Here is a 19,039-nt window from a genome sequence, read left to right as displayed (position 1 = left end):
CCGCAGCGTTACTGGAAGTCGAACGCGCTCAGGCCGGTCACCATCTCGTCGAGGCCGAGAGGGCGCGTCACCGGCGGCTCGGCGCGCGCGAGGCAGCCGACACGCTCGCAAAGCCGGCAGGCCGGGCCGACGGGCGTCGCCGCGACAATGCCCGCCCCAATCTTTGCGCCGCCCGCCGCGCCAGGCAGGGCAGCGCCATAGACGATGTCGTCGCGAAAGCCGATGTCGCAGCCGAGCAGCAGTGCCGTGCGGCGCGGGCGTTCAGAGAACGCGCCTTGCGGCCCCTCCAGCGTGCGGGCCATGCACAGGAACTCGGCGCCATCGGGCATTTCAACCGCCTCGACGAAGATCTGGCCGGGCTGGGTGAAGGCGACATGCACAGGAAGCTTGGGACAGCCGCCACCAAACCGGCTTTGCGGAAAGCCCTGGCTGCCGGCCTTGCGAAAGCGGTTTCCGGCATTGTCGACCTCCAGCATGAAGAAGGGCACGCCAGAAGCGCCTGGTCGCTGCAGCATTGTCAGCCGGTTTGCCGCCTGCTCGAAGGAAACGCCAAAGCGCGAGCGCAGGACGTCGATGTCGTAGCGTGAGCGGGCGGCCGCCGCGTGAAAGGGCTGATACGGCATCATCAGCGCATGGGCGGCGTAGCGGCCGAGTTCGAAGCGGGCAAGGCGGCGCGCCTCGTCCGTGCTCAGCCTCAGCGCCTGGATCTCGCCGGCGACCGCGACTGTCATGCGGATCAGGCAGGCCTCCATCGCGACTTCACGCAACTGGTCGAACGGCGACAGACGCTCGGACAGGAACAGCCGCTGCGAGTGGCGGTCGTAGCGGCGGCGCCAGTTCGGCATGGTGGCGACCGGCAGAACCTTGACCACGATGCCGTATTCGCGCTTCAGCCACGCCTTCAAGGCGCCAGACAGGTCGTCGCCAGGATCGAGCACCGACGTGAACGCCTCGGCTTCTTCCTCGAGGGAGGCAAAATGGTTCGGCCGCCGCTCGAAAATCTCGTGCACCTCGTCGATCGGCAGGCGGGCGCCGGAGAGCGCGGTCGCACGGCCCTCGCGCGCCAGGAGTTCGTTGAGGTCCGACAGCCGCTCGGCCTGCTCGCGATAGGCGCGAAACAGTTTTATCACCGCGGCGGAGGCATTGGGCGCAGCCTCAGCAAGCTCGATCAATTCCTGATCTCCCGGCAGTTCGCCAACCAGCAGCGGATCGGTGAACACCTCCTTCAGCGCAGCGACCGATCCCCTTGCCTCGCCCTGAAGCTCATGCGGATCGACCTTGTAGACGGAGGCCAGCCTCAGGATCAGTTGCACCGTCAGCGGCCGCTGGTTGCGCTCGATCAGGTTGAGGTAGGACGGCGAGATGCCGAGCCCCTCGGCCATCGCCGTCTGGGTCAGACCCTTGGCGTTGCGGATGCGGCGAATGCGCGGCCCGGCGAAAATCTTCTGGTCAGCCATCGACTATCCTTGACAGGAATTTACACGACACTCGCCGCAGGTCCCGCCTCTTGTTTTTACAATATTAACAAATTTACAGCGCCTCCCGGTCAAAGACAAGACAGATTTTCTCTTATCTAAAGCCGGAATTCCTGATTTTCCTGGCTTATTTTGCGCCGCAATGTAAATTCAGTCACATAGACGCGCCCTGAAAATTGGTGCGTGGACATCGTGCAGAACCCCTTCGGAGTGACCCAATGACTGATTTTTACAACCTCGTCCCCTCGGCGCCTGAAGGTCGCTTCGACGGCATTGAACGTCCCTATTCTCCTGAGGATGTGAGGCGGCTGCGCGGTTCGGTGCAGATTCGCCAGAGCCTGGCAGAAATGGGCGCCAACCGGCTGTGGAAGCTCATCCACGAGGAGGACTTCGTCAACGCATTGGGCGCCATGTCCGGCAACCAGGCGATGCAGCAGGTGCGCGCCGGGCTGAAGGCGATCTATCTGTCGGGCTGGCAGGTTGCCGCCGACGCGAACACCGCCTCGGCGATGTATCCGGACCAGTCGCTCTATCCGGCCAATGCGGCGCCCGAACTGGTCAAGCGCATCAACCGCACGCTGCAGCGCGCCGACCAGATCGAGACCTCCGAAGGCAAGGGGCTGTCGGTCGACACCTGGTTCGCGCCGATCGTTGCCGACGCCGAAGCCGGCTTCGGCGGTCCGCTCAACGCCTTCGAGATCATGAAGGCGTTCATCGAGGCAGGTGCCGCCGGCGTCCATTATGAGGACCAGCTGGCGTCGGAGAAGAAGTGCGGCCATCTCGGCGGCAAGGTGCTGATCCCGACCGCCGCGCATATCCGCAACCTCAACGCGGCGCGGCTCGCGGCCGACGTGATGGGCACGCCCACCCTGGTCGTGGCGCGCACCGACGCGGAAGCGGCGAAGCTGCTCACCTCCGATATCGATGAGCGCGACCAGCCCTTTGTCGACTACGATGCCGGCCGCACAGTGGAAGGCTTTTACCAGGTGAGGAACGGCATCGAGCCCTGCATCGCGCGGGCCGTCGCCTATGCACCCCATGCGGATCTGATCTGGTGTGAGACTTCGAAGCCCGACCTGGCACAGGCCAAAAAGTTCGCAGAGGGCGTGCGCAAGCACCATCCCGGCAAGCTGCTCGCCTATAATTGCTCGCCGTCGTTCAACTGGAAGAAGAATCTCGACGACGCGACGATCGCCAAGTTCCAGCGGGAACTGGGCGCCATGGGCTACAAGTTCCAGTTCATCACGCTGGCCGGCTTCCACCAGCTCAACTACGGCATGTTCGAACTCGCCCGCGGCTACAAGGCACGGCAGATGTCGGCCTATTCCGAGTTGCAGGAAGCGGAATTCGCGGCGGAAGCCAACGGTTATACCGCGACCAAACACCAGCGTGAGGTCGGCACCGGCTATTTCGACGCCGTCTCGATGGCGATCACCGGGGGCCGGTCGTCGACAACCGCAATGCATGAATCAACCGAGCACGCGCAGTTCAAGCCGGCAGCGGAATGAGCTTGCCAAAAAAGACGGCCAACAGAGGAAACGCCCGAGAAGGGCAACGACATAGGAGAAGACCAATGGCATCGATAAGCCGCGTCAAGGAACGGGCCGAAGAGCAATCGACCACGATGAGCGTCGACCAACAGGCGACGATCCGCATGCTGGCAAACGATCTGCACAGGCTCAATCAGTCGGTGATGAAGGCGGTCGAGGCGGGCGTCTCGGTGGAGCTCGTGCGCTCCGCAAGGCACCATGGCGGCGACGGCAATTGGGGCGATCTGCTGATCCCGGTCATCGTCACGCAGCAGAGCCAAGGCTGACCGGAAATCGTCAAGGCCGCCCCTTCACCTGCGCAAAGTGTGCGCAGGTGAATTTTATCTTTACGGAGAGCGGAGCATGGACAGAGCAGTACAGTACTTTTGCTTGAATCGACTGTCGTGGAGGATGCCAGCAGGTTGTTTTATTTCAACTTGACATAGGATGCGATCTCACGCCAATTGTCGCTCAGATTTCAACTCTGCATTGAAATGGGGGCGAACTTCTTGGCCAACTTGGGTGCCCAGTGAATCGCGAGGGCGAGACCGCAAGACATGTGAATCTGCTGACCCGGGATTCAAGCACCGAGACGATCCGCGATCTCTCGCGGGTGCTTGTTGTCGGGAAATCGCCGATCAACCGGGTCGTCGTGTCGAAGATCGTCGAGCGGTCCGGGCTCAGACCAATTTCGGAACCCCCTGATATCGCGGCGAAAACCTTGCTGACGCTGGTGCCAGGGGCGATTGTGCTCGACGGCGGTCCTGACAACAAGGACTGCGACCATCTGATGCCCGGCATCGAAACGTTGCGCCGGGCTTCTGGCAAATCGCTCCCTCCCGTGATCTTGCTTTCAACCATGAATGGCACGCCGGAGAGCCTTGGCCTGTCGAATGTCATCGACGCGGTTGTGGCCAAGCCGATCACGCCCGAACGGCTGCAACCGGTGATCGATCGTCTGATCAGCCGCTGAGGCAATCCCGGGAAGTCGTGCAGCGGTTTTTCTGTCCGGAACTATGCAAGAAAGCAAATAATCGAAGTCGCCGTCAGCCTGGCTTCGCGATGCTTTCGATCTTGGCGATGCTTTCTATCAGGTCCGGCAATTGGCCGAGATCCGATATCTGGCGGAACCGCGGTTCGGCGACCGGCGCCTCGACATGTTCGAGCACCCAAGTCAGTTCGTGCGGCACATGGACCCCCCAGCTGCCGGCCTCGATGGCAGGCACCACGTCCGACTTCAGCGAATTGCCGACCATCATGCTCCTTGCCGGACCGTCGCCATGGCGGCTGAAGAGGCGCGCATAGGTCGCGGCGGTCTTGTCGCTGACGATCTCGACGGCATCGAACAGGTCGCCCAGGCCGGAGCCGGCCAGCTTGCGTTCCTGATCGAACAGATCGCCCTTGGTGATGAGCACGAGGCGGAAGGTGCCGGCGAGTTTCTCGACCGTCTCGCGTGCATGCGGCAAGGGATCAATCGGATGGCCCAGCATCTCGCGACCGGCGTCGAGAATCTCCGATATGACCGAGGCCGGCACCCGCCCGTCGGTGACCTCGATCGCCGTTTCGATCATCGAGAGCGTAAATCCCTTGATGCCGAAACCATAGATCGCAAGGTTGCGCCGTTCGGCCTCCAACAGTCGCGCCGAGATCTGCTTCTCCTCGCCATGGTCGGCCAGCATGGCGGCAAAGCGCTTTTCCGTCATGCGGAAGAATTGTTCGTTCTGCCAAAGCGTGTCGTCGGCATCGAAGCCAATCGTGGTCAAGGACTGCATGATCGTGACCGTTCCAGCGTGATGAAGGTGGCTATATGGACGTCGTTATCAGGCACTGCTAGCAAGAGGAACATAAAGCGTGTGGGCACATGCAGAAAATCAGGTCCTGGAAGGTTGACCTCGAGCGGCTTTTGCAGGGCTCGTGGGACCGCACGCCCACCGAAGTGATCAACAGCATTCGCGACCTCGGCATCGCCATGGGCCCCGATGCGGGCGAAGCGCTGCTCGACAGCCATCCGGAATTCTTCGCCTACCGACCGGCCCTGACCCAGATTTTCGCCGACATGGTCCATGCGCAGGACGTGGCAGAAATTGCGCAGATGTTGCGACAGGATCTGCAGAGCGGAGAGTCTTTCGGACAGATCGCGGCAGAGAAGACCGACATTGGCGTGCTGTCTTCAAGAGATGCCTACAAACGCCTCGATGAAGTGTTCGATCATGCCAATTTCGATGACTGCCGCCGCACTGTCATGGTCGGCTGCGGCGGACGGCCGTTTACCATGTTCCGCATTCACGACCAGACAACGGTTCCTGAAATTGTCGGTCTCGACATCGTTCCCGAGGCGGTGGAGACCGCGAACAGGCTCGCGGCGAAGCTGAACTATACGCGCTTGCGCGTGGAGCTTTGCAACGGTTGCGACTATGATTATAGCGCAGCGCAGATCGTCTATGTCGCCAGCATGGTTTCACCGAAGGCCGCCGTTGTGTCGCGCATTGCGGACACCGCGCCGGATGGTGTGCAGATCATTCTGTGGGAGCCCTGTTCCCTCGCGCGGCTCTGGTCGGAAAGCGCCGAACGGGAGCTCGATCCCCGCCTCGAAGTCACCGGTCGCACCAGCATCTCGCGCAACATGACCAGGGACGTGTTCGTGAGACGACGCACAACTGTCATGCACGAACCTCAGAGGTAGGCATGCCATCGCTGCGGATGAGCGACCAAGCGATTTTGCACCTGGCGAGAGCATGGTGCTTTCTGCGCCATCCAGCGATCTGCATGCGCACATTCAATCACAGTGGCATGTTGCCCCATCCGGCGAGGCCGGCCACCTACGTCGACAAATTCCTGTGGCGCAAGATCTTCGACCACAATCCCTTCTTCGCCACGGCGTGTGACAAGCTCGCTTCGAAGGCATATGCCCTGTCCACACGCCCTGAACTTCGCAGCGCCAAGGTCCTGTGGTCCGGTCACGATGCGAGAGAGATTCCGGCTGATCTGCTGGCCGGTGACGTGGTGGTCAAGGCCAATCACGGCTGCCGCTGGAACATCATGATCCGCAACGGTCGCGTGGACAAAGCCAAGCTGATGCGAAGAACATCGCGCTGGATGCGCAGCCGCTACGGCAGGAAGTTCGGCGAATGGGGCTACAAAGGCGCCGAGCGAAAAGTGTTCGTAGAGGAGATGCTGCTGGAGGACGGCCAGCCGATCCGTCTCGAATACAAATTTCATGTTTCGAGCGGCACGACGGCATATGTCTATGCCGCGCGCCGGGATGAACATGGCAACGAACAGAAGTGTCATTTCGACCGCGACGGCATCTATGCTCCACCACCTGACGGCAGCGGCAAGCAGTGGGTGCGTATCGACCTGCCGGCCTCGTTTGCGCGCATGCGGGAGATCGCCGAAACGCTGACCGCGCCATTCGACCATATGCGCTGTGATTTCTACGAGAAGAACGGCGACATCTTCTTTTCCGAATTCTCCGTCTATCCGTTGTCCGGCAAGGGCATAATCAATACCAGGCTCAGAGACTTGTGCGGCGAAACGTGGGATCTGCGCCAATCCTGGTTTCTAACCACGCCGCAGCGCGGATGGCGCAGGCTCTACGCGGCCGCCTTGCGCCGCTGGCTGGAGACCCGGCCCGGCAAGCCCGCATGACGGCGGCCTTCCACACCCAGCTCCTTTCACCGGCTCCCCTTCCCTTCGGTCGCTCGGCACGGCTATACTCCGAAATCCGCAACAAAATCTGGTGAATGATGCCGCCTGCAAAAAAGGAAGTCCGTCCGTCGAGCCGCGGAGGGCGGGCGCGCACGCCTGCTTTCGTGAAAAACCTCCGTGGTGTGAAGAACTGGAAGGAAGTCAGCGATTGGCTGGAGTGGCGCGGCATCGAGGATATCGAATGTATCACGCCTGATCAGGCCGGCGTGGCGCGCGGCAAGATGATGCCGTCGAAGAAATTCACCTCCAACACCTCGCTGGCGCTGCCTTCGGCCGTCTTCATGACGACGATTTCCGGCGGCTATCCAGAGGACGGCAACGGCTTCCACTATCCGGAAGACGACGGCGACCTCAAGCTGATGCCGGATCTTTCGACGCTGACGGTGGTGCCCTGGGAAGAAGATCCGACAGCCGCCGTCATCTGCGACCTCGTCCACCAGGACGGCCGATCGGTCGAGTTCACGCCGCGCAACGTGCTCAAACGCGTCATTGCCGCCTACGACAAGCTTGGTCTCAAGCCGGTCGTGGCGCCCGAGATCGAATTCTATCTCGTGCGCAAGAATCCGGACCCGGACTATCCGTTGACCCCGCCCGTCGGCCGCTCGGGGCGTGCGATCGGCGGCGGCGCCGGCTATTCGATCGCCGGCGTCAACGAGTTCGACGAACTGATCGACGACATCTACCATTTCTCCGAAAGCCAGGGCCTGGAGATCGACACCCTCATCCACGAAGAGGGTGCCGGCCAGCTCGAGATCAATCTGCGCCATGGCGACCCGATCGAGCTTGCCGACCAGGTGTTCATGTTCAAGCGCACCATCCGCGAGGCCGCACTCAAGCACGAGATCTACGCGACCTTCATGGCCAAGCCGATCCAGGGCCAGCCAGGTTCGGCCATGCATATCCACCAGTCGATCGTCGACAAGAAAACGGGCAGGAACATCTTTTCGGCCGAGGACGGTTCCGAAACCGAGGATTTCTTCCATTTCATCGGCGGCATGCAGAAGCACGTGCCGAACGCGTTGGTGATGTTCGCGCCCTACGTCAACTCCTACCGGCGGCTGACGCAGGCGGCATCAGCTCCCGTCAACAACAAATGGGGCTACGACAACCGCACCACGGCGTTTCGCGTGCCGCGTTCCGACCCCGCGGCGCGGCGCGTCGAAAACCGCATTCCGTCCTCCGACGCCAATCCCTACCTGGCGCTGGCGGCCTCGCTCGCCTGCGGGCTGATCGGCATGACCAGGAAGGTCAAGGCCGAGCCTCCCGTGCTGACGACCGCCAACGCGGACGAGATCGACCTGCCGCGCAGCCTGCTCGAAGCCGTCGACCTGTTCGAGGCCGACGAGGAACTCGGCGCGCTGCTGGGCAAGTCCTTCGCCGCCACCTACGCGGCGATCAAGCGTGCGGAATTCGAGACGTTCATGGAAGTGATCAGTCCGTGGGAGCGGGAGTATTTGTTGCTCAACGTCTGACCCGTCATGAACTACCAATCCCCAATTTCCCCCGGCCGCTCCTGGTATGAGGATACGGCCGGCCCACGGCCCGAATATCCGGCGCTCGACGGCGACCGGACCTGCGACGTCGTCATCATCGGCGGCGGGTTTACCGGCCTGTCGGCGGCGACGCATTTGGCCAAGGCCGGGACAAGCGTTGTCCTGATCGAAGCGTATCGTTTTGGCGACGGCGCTTCCGGGCGCAATGGCGGCCAGCTCGGCACCGGGCAGCGCGCCTGGGCCGAGGACCTGGAGGCCGAATACGGCTTGTCTCGTGCCAAGGCGCTGTTCGATCTCGCCGAAGAGGCCAAGGCCCACCTGCTTGACTTCGCCGCCATCAACCAGATCGATATCGACTACATGCCGGGTCAGCTTTCGGTTGCGCACAAGCCGCGCTATGCAGACGACTACAAGGCGCATGCCGAGATCCTGGCCAATCGCTTTTCCTATCCGCACATCTCATTCATGGATGTGAAGGAGACGGCGGAGCGGCTGGGCTCGACCGCCTATTTCGGCGGCACGCGCGACACCGGCACCGGCCATATCCATCCGATGAAACTGGTGATCGGCACGGCGCGGGTGGCGAGACAGGCCGGTGCGCAGTTGTTTGAAAAGACGCCGTCGACCGGCATCGTCTCCGCCGGCGGCAAGGTCATGGTCTCCACGCCGAGAGGGACGATCTCGGCGCAAAAATGCCTGATCGCGCTCAATGCCCATGGCGGAACGCTCGAGCCGGTGAGTGCCGCGCACATAATGCCGATCGGCTCGTTCATCGGCGCGACCGTGCCGCTGGGGGTGGATTCGAACGTGTTGCCAGGAGGCGAATCGGTCGACGATTCCCGCTTCGTCGTGCGCTATTTCCGCAAATCCAGGGATGGCAGGTTGCTGTTCGGCGGACGCGAGGTCTATGGCGTCAACGATCCAAAAGACATCCACATCCACATTCGCCGTCAGATCGCTGAGCTCTATCCAGCGCTCGGGGATGTCGAGATCACCCATGGCTGGGGCGGCTATGTCGGCATCACGGTGCCAAGAAAGCCGTTTGTGCGGGAAGTGATGCCGAATGTGATCTCGGCCGGCGGCTATTCGGGTCACGGTGTCATGCTGTCGAATTTCTTCGGCAAACTCTATGCCGAAACCGTCACCGGCAACCGCGACCGGTTGAAGCTGATAGAGGACTTGAAGATTCCGCCATTTCCTGGCGGCCGCCGGTTCCGGGCGCCGCTGCTTTTCCTCGCGCTCAACTGGTTCGCGCTGCGGGACAGAATCTAATGGGTGTCCCGAAAGTGACCTTTGGTTCGGGAGAGCGGGATGCATCAAAACAAGGACTTAAAGTACCTTGGATAACGCCCTTTCGGCGCGACGCCCCTTAGGCTGGGATCGGATAACCACCATCCCGTGCGATCACGATCTCATGTAATATTGTAATATCCATGTAATATTTGTTGCCCGGGCGACGCATTGCGGATTTGCCGGCAAAGGCGCAGAATCGTTGGCAATGGCGTAGTGATGCCACAATCGCGGGCGAAAGGTCCGCATCTGGGCGATTGTTCGGGGATTGTTGCGGGCCTGCCCGCGTTTTGGGACCGATGCTGATCGATCGCGTGATTTGCGATATTTGATCGAAGAACACCGGCCCGCTCATGGAGGTGGCAAGAGTGAAAGAGCCCTTCAGTTTCGGTGCGCCGGAACGTCGGCGCTTTGCCATGCAGTTCGGCTATGACATGCGCCCGTCATTCTGGCAGGGAGTGCGTTCGAACGCGCACCTGGTCATCGCCGCGATCGGCACCGCCGCGCTGCTTGGTGTTGCCGCGGTGGCGCTCTGGCTGGCATTGCCGACCAGCGAAAGGCAAGCTGTCGCCAGCACCGACCAAAGCATTCCGAGCATTCCGGTGAAGACAACGAAGATCGTCCCCGCCGGAACCACGGTGACTGCGGCGGTGGTGCCGAAGCCGGTCAAATCCAGCCAGGTTTCACCGACCATGGTGGCGGCGGAAGGCAACGTACAGGCGCTCGCGGCCAATGATCCCCGCTGGGCCGGGACACAGCCGAAGGCCCGGGCAACTGGCGCCGACCAGGTGGCTGCCCCAAGTCAGGTGGCGAAGCAAGGTGAGCCAGCGTCTGACAAAACAGCGGCAGCATTCGCCCAACTCTCTACCGGTACTGATGCCACCACCGAACTTGCCAAGGTCGCAGCACCGGCGCCGGCGGCAAGCAGCATTCCGGACGGGGCGCAGACCGCCGCCATCCCGCAAGTGCAGCCTCAGTCACCCGACCAACAGCCGGCGGCGAGAGACGATGCTGGCGGCAAGGCCAAGCCCCGGAAAGTGGCGGCAGCCAGCTCTGGACGTGTCCTGCGGGCCGTGACCATGCGCAGCGGTCCAAAGAAGAATGCGGCCGCCATCGCCACCGTGCCGGCCAGAACCTCGGTGCAGGTGATGAGTTGCAAGCAGTGGTGCCAGGTCATCTACAACGGCAAGACCGGCTGGATCTACAAGAGCTATATCAAGACCGGCGCGTAATGGGCCTCCGCGGTGGAGCGGCCGAGACGGGCTATGCCGAGCGACTGCCGAACACCCGCCGCAGCCGCCGCCATCTCCTGCCGCGCCTGCTTTGCCTGACATGGTCGCGATGTTGCTCAAACGGTACTTCATAAAGGCCGCAAGTATTGCAGCCCTCCCGCTTGCCGCAGACAGGGACCCAGCATTTGACATCATGCGTCCAAGCGAGCGCGATGCGCTCCAGGTGAAGGTTCGAAGAGCTTTTGACGAGTATCAGTTCGCCCGGCACCGCCGTTCGCTTGATGTGGTCCGCGACTTCCTTCGGCGTGCGAAGCTCGACAAACCGGCCGCCGTCGCGGTCAGCCTGACTCGCTCGCGAGCGATGTGCATTGTCGCCGGTGTAGATGACCTGATCCGCGATTTCCCGCGCGGTTCGATAGGCTTGGGCATATTTCCTGCTCGAGCCGGCGTAATCTGAAATCTGGCCTAGGACGATGCGCTTGCGACCGGCGGTGGCCTTGGTCATCATCTCCAGAGCGAGGTTGATCGAGTGCCAGGGCGCCTTGGCGGCATCGAGGATGAAGTGCGGGCCGCCTTCGGTGACAATCACGGAACAGCGATTTGCCAATGGCTGGAAAGTCGCCACCTGAGCGGCAACTTTGTCCGGGAGAACGCCGAGTTCCAGCGCTGCCGCGACGGCGGCGGCGGTCGGCAGCCAGAAATGTTCGGCGGGAAATCGCGTTTCGAGTTGGAGCCGGCCTCCTCGCCAGTGGATCGACAGCGCCAGCCGACTGGGATAGGCGGCATGAATATCGGTCACACGATAGTCGGCACGTTCCGCGGTACCGAAGGTAACGACACGGCACCTTGCGCTTGCGGCCATGTCGGCCACATGGGGGTCGTCGGCATTGAGGATCGCGAGGCCACCCGGCCGCAGCGCCTCGACCAAGGCACGTTTTTCGACAGCGACGTTTTCCAGGGTCCTGAAACTGGCGACATGCTCGAGGCGAACCATGGTGATGATCGCCACATCAGGCTGCAGCATTTCCGCCATCGGCCGGATCGTATCGAGGCCAGAGGCCCCGGCTTCGAAAACCACATAGTCGACCTCGCCCGCTTGCTTCATGCGCTTGTAAAGCGTGCTGAGCAGCGACGGCATGGTATTGGCAAGGAAGCGCGCATGGGTCGGCCCATGGGCGGCCAATACGTGCCCGAGGAGCCCCGTGACGGTCGATTTTCCCGAACTGCCGGTGACGCCGATGAAGGTCGCCTTGCTTCTTGCCCGGGCGCGCCTAGCTCTGTGTACCCTGACGCGGCGCCGCAGCTCTTCGCCTAGCTTACGCAATCTCGCGCCCATCGCGTTATGCCCCCGTGATCCTCCGAAATATCGGGCCATGGGAACCCCGAGTCAAACCCGGTCGCGGGCGCTGCCGACCCCGATCGATGCGTTTCAGATGCAGCGCCCGCCGTCGACTTCCAGCGCCACGCCTGTGATGAAGGCGGCCTCGTCCGAGACCAGCCATAGAGCCGCATTGGCGATATCGAGCGGCGTCGACAGCCGGCCGAGCGGGATCGAAGCGCGGAATGCCTCGCGGATCTCGGGTGTATCGGCGCCCATGAATTTCTCCAGCATGCCGGTTTCTCCGGCGACCGGGCAGAGGCAGTTGACGCGAATATTCCTGGGCGCGAGTTCCACCGCCATCGACTTGGTGGCGGTGATCGCCCAGCCTTTCGAGGCATTGTACCATGTGAGGCCGGGCCGGGGCCGCAGGCCCGCGGTGGACGCCGTGGTCAGGATGACGCCGCCGCCCTGCCGCTCCATGATTGGTACCACGGCAAGGGCAGCGTGATAGATCGCCTTCATGTTGACCGATGTGATCAGGTCGAAGGTTTCCTCGTCAACCTTGAGCATGTCGCCATTGCGATGGGTGAACCCTGCATTGTTGACCATGATGTCGATGCGGCCGAAGGCGCTTTTCGCGGCATAGATCATCTCGTCGAATTCGGACCGCAGCGAAACATCGGTCTGCGTCCAGATCGCCGCGTCGCCGATCTCGCCGGCGACGCGTTCCGCCCCCTTGGCGTTGAGATCGGCAACGACCACCTTGGCACCCTCTTGAGCGAAGCGCTTGGCCATGCCTTCGCCGAACCCGGATGCCGCACCGGTGATGATGGCGACCTTGTTTTCCAGACGCATGCTTTCACCACTCCTCGAGTTCATCGTGCGGCTTGCACGAAAGATCGGCCAGCCCGGCCGTCGCCACCACGGAAACAGCGCCGATTTCTCCCTTAGCTTTCGTCACATTCACGTTCTATGCTGCAACTGCGAAAGCTCGCGGGAGTCGTCGCCTGTCGACAAGCCTCCGGCTGGCACCAGTGTCAAGCGCACATGTGGACCCAATCATCGTCCAGCGATTGGTCCTCGATGTGACACCATGGCACTGGAAAATTTAAATCGATTAGAATATATCAGCCGTGTACTCGCGACCGGCGTCAGAGCGGACAGACCATGACCAGCCAGATCATCCCCGTCGACCCTTTCGACTTCATCATCTTCGGCGGCACCGGCGACCTGTCGGAGCGCAAACTGCTGCCATCGCTCTATTATCGCCAGCGCGACCATCAATTCTCCGAGCCGACGCGCATCATCGGCACGTCGCGCTCGAAAATGAGCGACGAGGAATTCCGCGCCTTCGCCAAGCAGGCGATTTCGGACCATGTCAAACCTTCCGACATCGATGCCAAGGAGTTGAAGACCTTCCTCGCCAGGCTTTCCTATGTCTCGGCCGATGCGACGAGCGGTGCCGGCTTCGACAAGCTTAAAAAGGCGATCGGCGAGAGCGATCAAATCCGCGCCTTCTACCTAGCCGTGGCGCCGGCGCTGTTCGGCGATATCTCGCACAAGCTCAAAGAGCACAATCTGATCACGCCGAATTCGCGCATCGTGCTGGAGAAACCGATCGGCCGCGATCTCGCCTCGGCGCAGGCCCTCAACGACCTCGTCGGCGACGACTTCCACGAAAGCCAGATTTTCCGCATCGACCATTATCTCGGCAAGGAGACGGTGCAGAACCTCATGGCGCTGCGTTTTGCCAATGCGCTCTACGAGCCGCTTTGGAACTCCGCCCATATCGACCACGTGCAGATCACCGTAGCCGAGACCGTGGGCCTGGAGGATCGCGTCACCTACTACGACAAGGCCGGTGCGCTGCGCGACATGGTGCAGAATCATATGCTGCAACTGCTTTGCCTCGTCGCCATGGAAGCGCCGTCGTCGATGGACGCCGACGCCGTGCGCGACGAGAAGCTGAAGGTGCTGCGAGCGCTGAATCGCATCAACGGCAACGAAGCGCCGAAGCACACGGTGCGCGGCCAGTATCGCGCCGGTGCGTCGGCTGGCGGCCCGGTGAAGGGTTATGTCGAGGAGCTTGGCAAGGACAGCAACACCGAGACCTTCGTCGCAATCAAAGCCGAGATCGGCACCTGGCGCTGGGCGGGCGTTCCTTTCTATCTCAGAACCGGCAAGCGGCTGGCGACCCGGGTTTCGGAAATCGTCATCGAGTTCAAGCCGATCCCGCATTCGATCTTCGGCGACAGCGCCGGCCCGATCTTCGCCAACCAGTTGGTCATCCGGCTGCAGCCGGACGAAGGCGTCAAGCAGTTCATCATGATCAAGGACCCAGGCCCGGGTGGCATGCGGCTGCGCCAGATCTCGCTCGACATGAGCTTCGCGCAGTCTTTCGACGGCCGCGCGCCCGACGCCTATGAACGGCTGATCATGGATGTCATCCGTGGCAACCAGACCCTGTTCATGCGTCGCGACGAAGTGGAAGCGGCGTGGAAATGGATCGACCCGATCCAGAATGCCTGGGAAGGCGCCAAGCAGGAAGCACAGGGCTATACGGCAGGCACATGGGGGCCGTCGGCGTCGATAGCGCTGATCGAACGTGACGGGCGGACATGGCACGAGAGCAATTGAACAGCGCCAGCTACAACTGGAATACCTTTCCCGACCGTTCGCAACTGGCCTCGGCGCTGGCTGCGGAGGTGGCCGATCGCTTAATGATGGCGATCAAACGGCGCGGGACGGCGTTGCTGGCTGTCTCCGGCGGCACGACGCCGGCAAAATTCTTCGCCGCGCTGTCCGCGACGCCGATCGCCTGGGACAAGGTGATCGTGACGCTGGTCGACGAACGATTCGTGCCGGTCTCCTCGCCGCGATCCAATGCCGGGCTGGTTGCCGCAAACCTGCTGCAGAACGCGGCCAAGGCTGCCCGTTTCGTTCCGCTCTACCACGAGGCGGCCGGCATCGAGGATGCCGCGGCATCCGACGATGCGGCACTGCGATCCCTGCCATGGCCGCTCGATATCGTGATCCTCGGCATGGGGCCAGACGGCCACACCGCCTCGTTCTTTCCCGACGCCGATGATCTGCCGAAGCTGCTCGACCCGGCCTCCGACAGGATGATCCTGCCCGTTCATGCCAAAAGCGCCGGAGAGCCGCGGCTGACGCTGACGCTCGCCCGCATCATCGATGCGGACTTCCTCGCCTTGCACATAGAGGGCGAGGAAAAACGCGTCGCCTTCGACAACGCCGTGGCGCCCGGACCACGCAAGCCGATCCGCGCCGTGCTCGACGCATCGCCCAAGCCCGTGGAGGTTTTCTGGGCGCCCTGATTGCAAGTTTACAAGTGGTCCCGGCAACGGCGGGAGGATGTTTCCGGGACCTCGCTCGAAAGGACCTGATGCCATGACCGCAAGACGCGACATCGAAGCCATCACGGAGCGGATTCGCCAGCGCTCCAAACCGGGCCGAGAGCGCTACCTCAGCCGTATCGCCGAAGCCTCGAACCAGACCGCCAACCGGTCGGTGCTGTCCTGCGGCAACCTTGCCCATGGCTTTGCGGTGTGCAGCCCTTCGGAAAAGCTGGCGCTCGGCGCCGACAAGGTGCCCAATCTTGGCATCATCACCTCCTACAACGACATGCTGTCGGCGCATCAGCCCTTCGAGACCTTCCCCGCCCTGATCAAGGACGCCGCGCGCGAGGCCGGCGGCATCGCCCAGGTCGCCGGCGGCGTGCCGGCGATGTGCGACGGCGTGACACAAGGGCAGCCCGGCATGGAGCTGTCGCTGTTCTCGCGCGACGTGATTGCCATGGCCGCGGCGATCGGCCTGTCGCACAACATGTTCGACGCCGCCGTCTATCTCGGCGTCTGCGACAAGATCGTGCCGGGACTGGTGATCGCGGCGCTGACGTTCGGCCATCTGCCGGCGGTGTTCATTCCGGCTGGGCCAATGACGACAGGTCTCCCCAACGATGAAAAGGCCAAGATCCGCCAGCTCTATGCGGAGGGCAAGGCGGGCCGCGCCGAACTCCTGGAAGCAGAGTCCAAGTCTTACCACGGGCCTGGCACCTGCACCTTCTACGGCACGGCGAACTCGAATCAGATGCTGATGGAGATCATGGGCCTGCACACGCCGGGCGCGTCCTTCGTCAATCCAGGCACCCCGCTGCGCGATGCCCTGACCCGCGAAGCGACGAAGCGGGCGCTGGCGATCACCGCGCTCGGCAATGCCTATACGCCGGTCGGCCGGATGATCGACGAGCGTTCGTTCGTCAATGGGGTCGTCGGCCTGCATGCGACCGGCGGCTCGACCAACCACACCATCCACCTGATCGCCATGGCGGCGGCCGCCGGCATCGCGCTGACCTGGCAGGACATTTCCGACCTCTCGGAAGCCGTGCCGCTGCTGGCACGAGTCTATCCGAACGGGCTTGCCGACGTGAACCATTTCCACGCCGCAGGCGGGCTCGGCTTCCTGATCCGCGAGTTGCTCGACGAAGGCGTCCTGCACGAGGATGTGCAGACGGTGTGGGGCGAAGGGCTGCGGCCCTATGCGGTCGAGGCAAAGCTCGGCGCAGACGGCGCCGTGGTGCGCGAGGCGTCACCGCGCGCGAGCGGCGATGAAAAGGTGCTGGCACCGTTCAACAAGGCATTCCAGCCGACCGGCGGCCTCAAGGTGCTTTCAGGCAACCTTGGCCATGCCGTTATCAAGACTTCGGCCGTAAAGCCTGAGCGACGCGTCATCGAGGCGCCGGCCAGGGTATTCGACAGCCAGCAGGGGTTGAACGACGCCTTCAAGGCCGGCACGCTCACCGGCGACTTCATCGCCGTCATCCGCTTCCAGGGACCGAAGGCCAACGGCATGCCGGAACTGCACAAGCTGACCACCGTGCTCGGCATCCTGCAGGATCGCGGCCAGCGCGTGGCGCTGGTCACGGACGGGCGCATGTCCGGTGCCTCCGGCAAGGTGCCGGCGGCGATCCATGTGACGCCGGAAGCGGTCGAGGAAGGACCGATAGCGCGGATCCATGACGGCGACGTCATCCGCCTCGATGCCGATGCCGGCACACTGGAGGTGCTGGTGCCCGGAACGGAATTCGCGCTGCGCCGCACCGCCGAAGCCGATCTCATCGGCAATGAATTCGGCTTCGGACGCGAGCTTTTCGCGGGCTTCCGGCAGTTGGTGGGCCGCGCGGATCACGGCGCCAGCGCCTTCGGAACCGCCTGACCTATTCTATGCGGCATGTTCCCCATGCGGCATGAAGAAGGGCGGCTCGTGGCCGCCCTTTTTCTGGTCGAAGTCGCGATCCTTATTGCACCGTCAGTTCAACCCGCTCTCCAGCCTTCACGGTCACGGCGCCCTCCTTCTTGGTGTTGTCCGATTTCTCCGAGACCACCGTGTAGTCGCCGGCCGCCAGCGCGGCCTGATACTTCTCGTCATAGGCGTAGCCGATCGACTTGCGATTGCCATTGATGTCCTTCTTCGCCTCGAAGATCTCGATCTTGGAGGTGCCGGGCGCCGTGATTGCAAGCACGCCGGCATTCATGGCGACCTTGAGGTCCTGAAACTCGCCGACCTTGACGCTGAAAGGCTGTTCGGCGACGGCGAGGTCAACCGTGGCGACCAGCACATAGTCATCGGGCGGCACGTCGAACTTGCTGTCGGGGCCATAGGCATATGTGACCTCGTCGCGGGTGCCATCGATCTTCTTCTTGGCCTTGAGCACCTTGAAGCCGATTCCTGAACCGTCGGCCTTGTCGCCGCCGGCTGTATAATATGCGTTGGCCACGACATGGCCGACGCCGACGATGATGTCCTTGTCGACCACCCTGCCGGCAGTGAGCGGAATCGTTTCGGTGACCACGCCCTGCCCGATCGTGACGGTCACTTTCTCGTCTCCGGCGGGCAACACGACTTTCGTCTCTCCATAGTAGGTCGGGGGAGTGTCGACGCCCGGATAGGCGATCACGACAGCCGCCCCGCTGGCCACCTCGGCTCCTTGGCTGGGACGCGGGTGCAGGATGAGCATGCCGGCATTCAAGATGAAAAGCGGCTTGTAGACCTGGCCTGCTTCGATCTTGATCTTTTGCTCCACCTTGGCCTCGCCGTCGCGCGCGACGACGACGTAGTCGCCCGGTTCCAGGTTGGCTTTGTAGTTGCCGTATTCGGTGGTGATGTTGTCGCCGCGCGTGCCGTCTGATTTGGCCTTGTAGACTTCCCAGGCGTTGCCGTCTGTGACGGGATCGCCGCCCTCGGCCAGCACCACGGTCGGCATGAAATTGAACTCGGGCTTTGCCGGCTCCGGCGCGGGGGCCGGCGTCGGCTCGGGCGCGGGCGCAGTGACGGTCTCGACGAGCGCTTCCTGCAGCGCCTTCTCGTCGGAGGCCTGGATGTACTTGCCGCCCGTATTTTCGGCGAGACACGCGATCTGCTTGCCTTCGTCGGCGGTCAGGCCGAAGCCGACGACGTCGGCGGTGAAGTCGACGCCGGACGCCTTCAACTCCTTGCCTAGCGCACAAGGGTCGCCGCCGCAGGTTTCGAGCCCATCGGTGATGAGAACGACGGTCGCCTTGTCCTCGGTGTATCTCAGCGCTTCGGCCGCCTGCTTGACGGCCGCCGTCAAAGGCGTCTTGCCGAGAAATTTCAGACTGTCGGCCGCGGCTGAGATGGCGCTTGCCGAGCCTGGCTGAGGCGGCACGATGAGCTGAATGTCGTCGCAGCTGCCTTTCTCGCGATGGCCATAGGCCATGAAGCCGATCTCGTCGTCAGCGGGAACCGATTGAAGCACGGTCCTCAGCGATTCACGGGCGATTTCCAGCTTGGGCTTGCCGTCGATCTGCGCCCACATCGATCCGGAGGCATCGAGAATGACGATGACCTTGTTGGCGGCGAAGCCGAACGTCGTCATCGACAAAAGGAGGATCACCGCAGCGACGCTCCGTGCCAGTCCCGCCATCGAAATCTCCTGAGTAGCCACCTCGTCCGC

The 19,039-nt window shown here is 62.6% G+C and carries 17 protein-coding genes; 11 read left to right on the top strand and 6 right to left on the bottom strand.

From position 1 onward, the window contains the following. Nucleotides 1–8: 8 nt before the first annotated feature. Nucleotides 9–1,457 carry a short-chain fatty acyl-CoA regulator family protein gene (locus LB556_RS14340; RefSeq protein ID WP_224568023.1) on the bottom strand — a complete coding sequence of 483 codons (1,449 nt, stop codon included), beginning with the start codon at nucleotides 1,455–1,457 and terminating at the stop codon, nucleotides 9–11. A gap of 236 nt (nucleotides 1,458–1,693) precedes the next feature. Here LB556_RS14340 and aceA point away from each other — a divergent pair, with 236 nt between their 5' ends. The 3 genes from aceA to LB556_RS14325 all read left to right on the top strand — a co-directional run bounded on the left by aceA (nucleotide 1,694) and on the right by LB556_RS14325 (nucleotide 3,977). Next, complete coding sequence (aceA, locus tag LB556_RS14335; RefSeq protein WP_224568021.1) at nucleotides 1,694–2,983, top strand: isocitrate lyase; 1,290 nt, start codon at nucleotides 1,694–1,696, stop codon at nucleotides 2,981–2,983. 65 nt (nucleotides 2,984–3,048) lie between these two features. Continuing rightward, the gene (locus tag LB556_RS14330) at nucleotides 3,049–3,291 is read left to right on the top strand and encodes a hypothetical protein (RefSeq protein WP_224568019.1); all 243 of its coding nucleotides are present in this window, start codon (nucleotides 3,049–3,051) and stop codon (nucleotides 3,289–3,291) included. Nucleotides 3,292–3,533: 242 nt separating this feature from the next. Then, on the top strand, nucleotides 3,534–3,977 hold the full coding sequence (locus LB556_RS14325; RefSeq protein ID WP_411908588.1) for a response regulator: 444 nt from the start codon (nucleotides 3,534–3,536) through the stop codon (nucleotides 3,975–3,977). 73 nt (nucleotides 3,978–4,050) lie between these two features. On the opposite strand, the gene LB556_RS14320 is transcribed toward LB556_RS14325, so the two are convergent. After that, a complete protein-coding gene (locus LB556_RS14320) occupies nucleotides 4,051–4,776 on the bottom strand; it encodes an HAD family hydrolase (protein WP_224568015.1) in 726 nt (241 codons plus the stop codon). A 197-nt stretch (nucleotides 4,777–4,973) separates the two neighbouring features. Here LB556_RS14320 and LB556_RS14315 point away from each other — a divergent pair, with 197 nt between their 5' ends. The 4 genes from LB556_RS14315 to LB556_RS14300 all read left to right on the top strand — a co-directional run bounded on the left by LB556_RS14315 (nucleotide 4,974) and on the right by LB556_RS14300 (nucleotide 9,477). Next, nucleotides 4,974–5,687 (top strand): class I SAM-dependent methyltransferase, encoded by a 714-nt coding sequence (locus tag LB556_RS14315; protein ID WP_224568013.1) that lies wholly within the window; start codon nucleotides 4,974–4,976, stop codon nucleotides 5,685–5,687. Nucleotides 5,688–5,689: 2 nt separating this feature from the next. Continuing rightward, complete coding sequence (locus tag LB556_RS14310; RefSeq protein ID WP_224568011.1) at nucleotides 5,690–6,652, top strand: ATP-grasp fold amidoligase family protein; 963 nt, start codon at nucleotides 5,690–5,692, stop codon at nucleotides 6,650–6,652. A gap of 95 nt (nucleotides 6,653–6,747) precedes the next feature. Further along, nucleotides 6,748–8,184 (top strand): glutamine synthetase family protein, encoded by a 1,437-nt coding sequence (locus tag LB556_RS14305; protein WP_224568009.1) that lies wholly within the window; start codon nucleotides 6,748–6,750, stop codon nucleotides 8,182–8,184. 6 nt (nucleotides 8,185–8,190) lie between these two features. Then, complete coding sequence (locus tag LB556_RS14300) at nucleotides 8,191–9,477, top strand: NAD(P)/FAD-dependent oxidoreductase (protein ID WP_224568007.1); 1,287 nt, start codon at nucleotides 8,191–8,193, stop codon at nucleotides 9,475–9,477. A gap of 97 nt (nucleotides 9,478–9,574) precedes the next feature. On the opposite strand, the gene LB556_RS14295 is transcribed toward LB556_RS14300, so the two are convergent. Then, a complete protein-coding gene (locus LB556_RS14295; protein WP_224568005.1) occupies nucleotides 9,575–9,913 on the bottom strand; it encodes a hypothetical protein in 339 nt (112 codons plus the stop codon). Here LB556_RS14295 and LB556_RS14290 point away from each other — a divergent pair. Further along, nucleotides 9,912–10,727 carry an SH3 domain-containing protein gene (locus LB556_RS14290; RefSeq protein ID WP_224568003.1) on the top strand — a complete coding sequence of 272 codons (816 nt, stop codon included), beginning with the start codon at nucleotides 9,912–9,914 and terminating at the stop codon, nucleotides 10,725–10,727. The two genes, LB556_RS14295 and LB556_RS14290, sit on opposite strands and share 2 nt — an antisense overlap. A gap of 31 nt (nucleotides 10,728–10,758) precedes the next feature. On the opposite strand, the gene LB556_RS14285 is transcribed toward LB556_RS14290, so the two are convergent. Next, nucleotides 10,759–12,063, bottom strand: a complete 1,305-nt coding sequence (locus LB556_RS14285) for a Mur ligase family protein (RefSeq protein WP_224568002.1) — start codon at nucleotides 12,061–12,063, stop codon at nucleotides 10,759–10,761. Between the two features lie 93 nt (nucleotides 12,064–12,156). Next, entirely contained in the window at nucleotides 12,157–12,903 is a 747-nt protein-coding gene (locus LB556_RS14280) for an SDR family oxidoreductase (RefSeq protein WP_224568000.1), read from the bottom strand. Between the two features lie 312 nt (nucleotides 12,904–13,215). On the opposite strand from LB556_RS14280, the gene zwf reads away from it, so the two are divergent. The 3 genes from zwf to edd all read left to right on the top strand — a co-directional run bounded on the left by zwf (nucleotide 13,216) and on the right by edd (nucleotide 17,280). Continuing rightward, nucleotides 13,216–14,685 (top strand): glucose-6-phosphate dehydrogenase, encoded by a 1,470-nt coding sequence (gene zwf, locus LB556_RS14275; RefSeq protein WP_224567998.1) that lies wholly within the window; start codon nucleotides 13,216–13,218, stop codon nucleotides 14,683–14,685. Next, nucleotides 14,667–15,383: a 6-phosphogluconolactonase gene (pgl, locus tag LB556_RS14270; RefSeq protein WP_224567996.1), complete on the top strand. Its 717-nt coding sequence runs from the start codon at nucleotides 14,667–14,669 to the stop codon at nucleotides 15,381–15,383. The genes zwf and pgl overlap by 19 nt, the downstream gene beginning before the upstream one ends. Before the next feature lie 73 nt (nucleotides 15,384–15,456). Next, on the top strand, nucleotides 15,457–17,280 hold the full coding sequence (edd, locus tag LB556_RS14265; protein WP_224567994.1) for a phosphogluconate dehydratase: 1,824 nt from the start codon (nucleotides 15,457–15,459) through the stop codon (nucleotides 17,278–17,280). A gap of 82 nt (nucleotides 17,281–17,362) precedes the next feature. On the opposite strand, the gene LB556_RS14260 is transcribed toward edd, so the two are convergent. Beyond that, complete coding sequence (locus LB556_RS14260) at nucleotides 17,363–19,009, bottom strand: vWA domain-containing protein (protein WP_224567992.1); 1,647 nt, start codon at nucleotides 19,007–19,009, stop codon at nucleotides 17,363–17,365. Between the last annotated feature and the right edge of the window lie 30 nt (nucleotides 19,010–19,039).

The sequence above is a fragment of the Mesorhizobium sp. ES1-4 genome (assembly GCF_020164745.1).
GTDB lineage: Bacteria > Pseudomonadota > Alphaproteobacteria > Rhizobiales > Rhizobiaceae > Mesorhizobium.
This window is presented reverse-complemented; position numbering and strand designations above follow the sequence as displayed.

What these genes read in the sequence shown, in the direction of transcription:
- LB556_RS14300 (WP_224568007.1), top strand. Translation starts at nt 8,191, where the DNA reads ATGAACTACCAATCCCCAATTTCCCCCGGCCGCTCCTGGTATGAGGAT.
- LB556_RS14285 (WP_224568002.1), bottom strand. Translation starts at nt 12,063, where the DNA reads ATGGGCGCGAGATTGCGTAAGCTAGGCGAAGAGCTGCGGCGCCGCGTC.
- LB556_RS14320 (WP_224568015.1), bottom strand. Translation starts at nt 4,776, where the DNA reads ATGCAGTCCTTGACCACGATTGGCTTCGATGCCGACGACACGCTTTGG.
- LB556_RS14260 (WP_224567992.1), bottom strand. Translation starts at nt 19,009, where the DNA reads ATGGCGGGACTGGCACGGAGCGTCGCTGCGGTGATCCTCCTTTTGTCG.
- pgl (WP_224567996.1), top strand. Translation starts at nt 14,667, where the DNA reads ATGGCACGAGAGCAATTGAACAGCGCCAGCTACAACTGGAATACCTTT.
- LB556_RS14295 (WP_224568005.1), bottom strand. Translation starts at nt 9,913, where the DNA reads ATGGCAAAGCGCCGACGTTCCGGCGCACCGAAACTGAAGGGCTCTTTC.
- LB556_RS14305 (WP_224568009.1), top strand. Translation starts at nt 6,748, where the DNA reads ATGATGCCGCCTGCAAAAAAGGAAGTCCGTCCGTCGAGCCGCGGAGGG.
- LB556_RS14310 (WP_224568011.1), top strand. Translation starts at nt 5,690, where the DNA reads ATGCCATCGCTGCGGATGAGCGACCAAGCGATTTTGCACCTGGCGAGA.
- LB556_RS14340 (WP_224568023.1), bottom strand. Translation starts at nt 1,457, where the DNA reads ATGGCTGACCAGAAGATTTTCGCCGGGCCGCGCATTCGCCGCATCCGC.
- LB556_RS14315 (WP_224568013.1), top strand. Translation starts at nt 4,974, where the DNA reads ATGGGCCCCGATGCGGGCGAAGCGCTGCTCGACAGCCATCCGGAATTC.
- LB556_RS14280 (WP_224568000.1), bottom strand. Translation starts at nt 12,903, where the DNA reads ATGCGTCTGGAAAACAAGGTCGCCATCATCACCGGTGCGGCATCCGGG.
- zwf (WP_224567998.1), top strand. Translation starts at nt 13,216, where the DNA reads ATGACCAGCCAGATCATCCCCGTCGACCCTTTCGACTTCATCATCTTC.
- LB556_RS14330 (WP_224568019.1), top strand. Translation starts at nt 3,049, where the DNA reads ATGGCATCGATAAGCCGCGTCAAGGAACGGGCCGAAGAGCAATCGACC.
- LB556_RS14290 (WP_224568003.1), top strand. Translation starts at nt 9,912, where the DNA reads ATGCAGTTCGGCTATGACATGCGCCCGTCATTCTGGCAGGGAGTGCGT.
- aceA (WP_224568021.1), top strand. Translation starts at nt 1,694, where the DNA reads ATGACTGATTTTTACAACCTCGTCCCCTCGGCGCCTGAAGGTCGCTTC.
- edd (WP_224567994.1), top strand. Translation starts at nt 15,457, where the DNA reads ATGACCGCAAGACGCGACATCGAAGCCATCACGGAGCGGATTCGCCAG.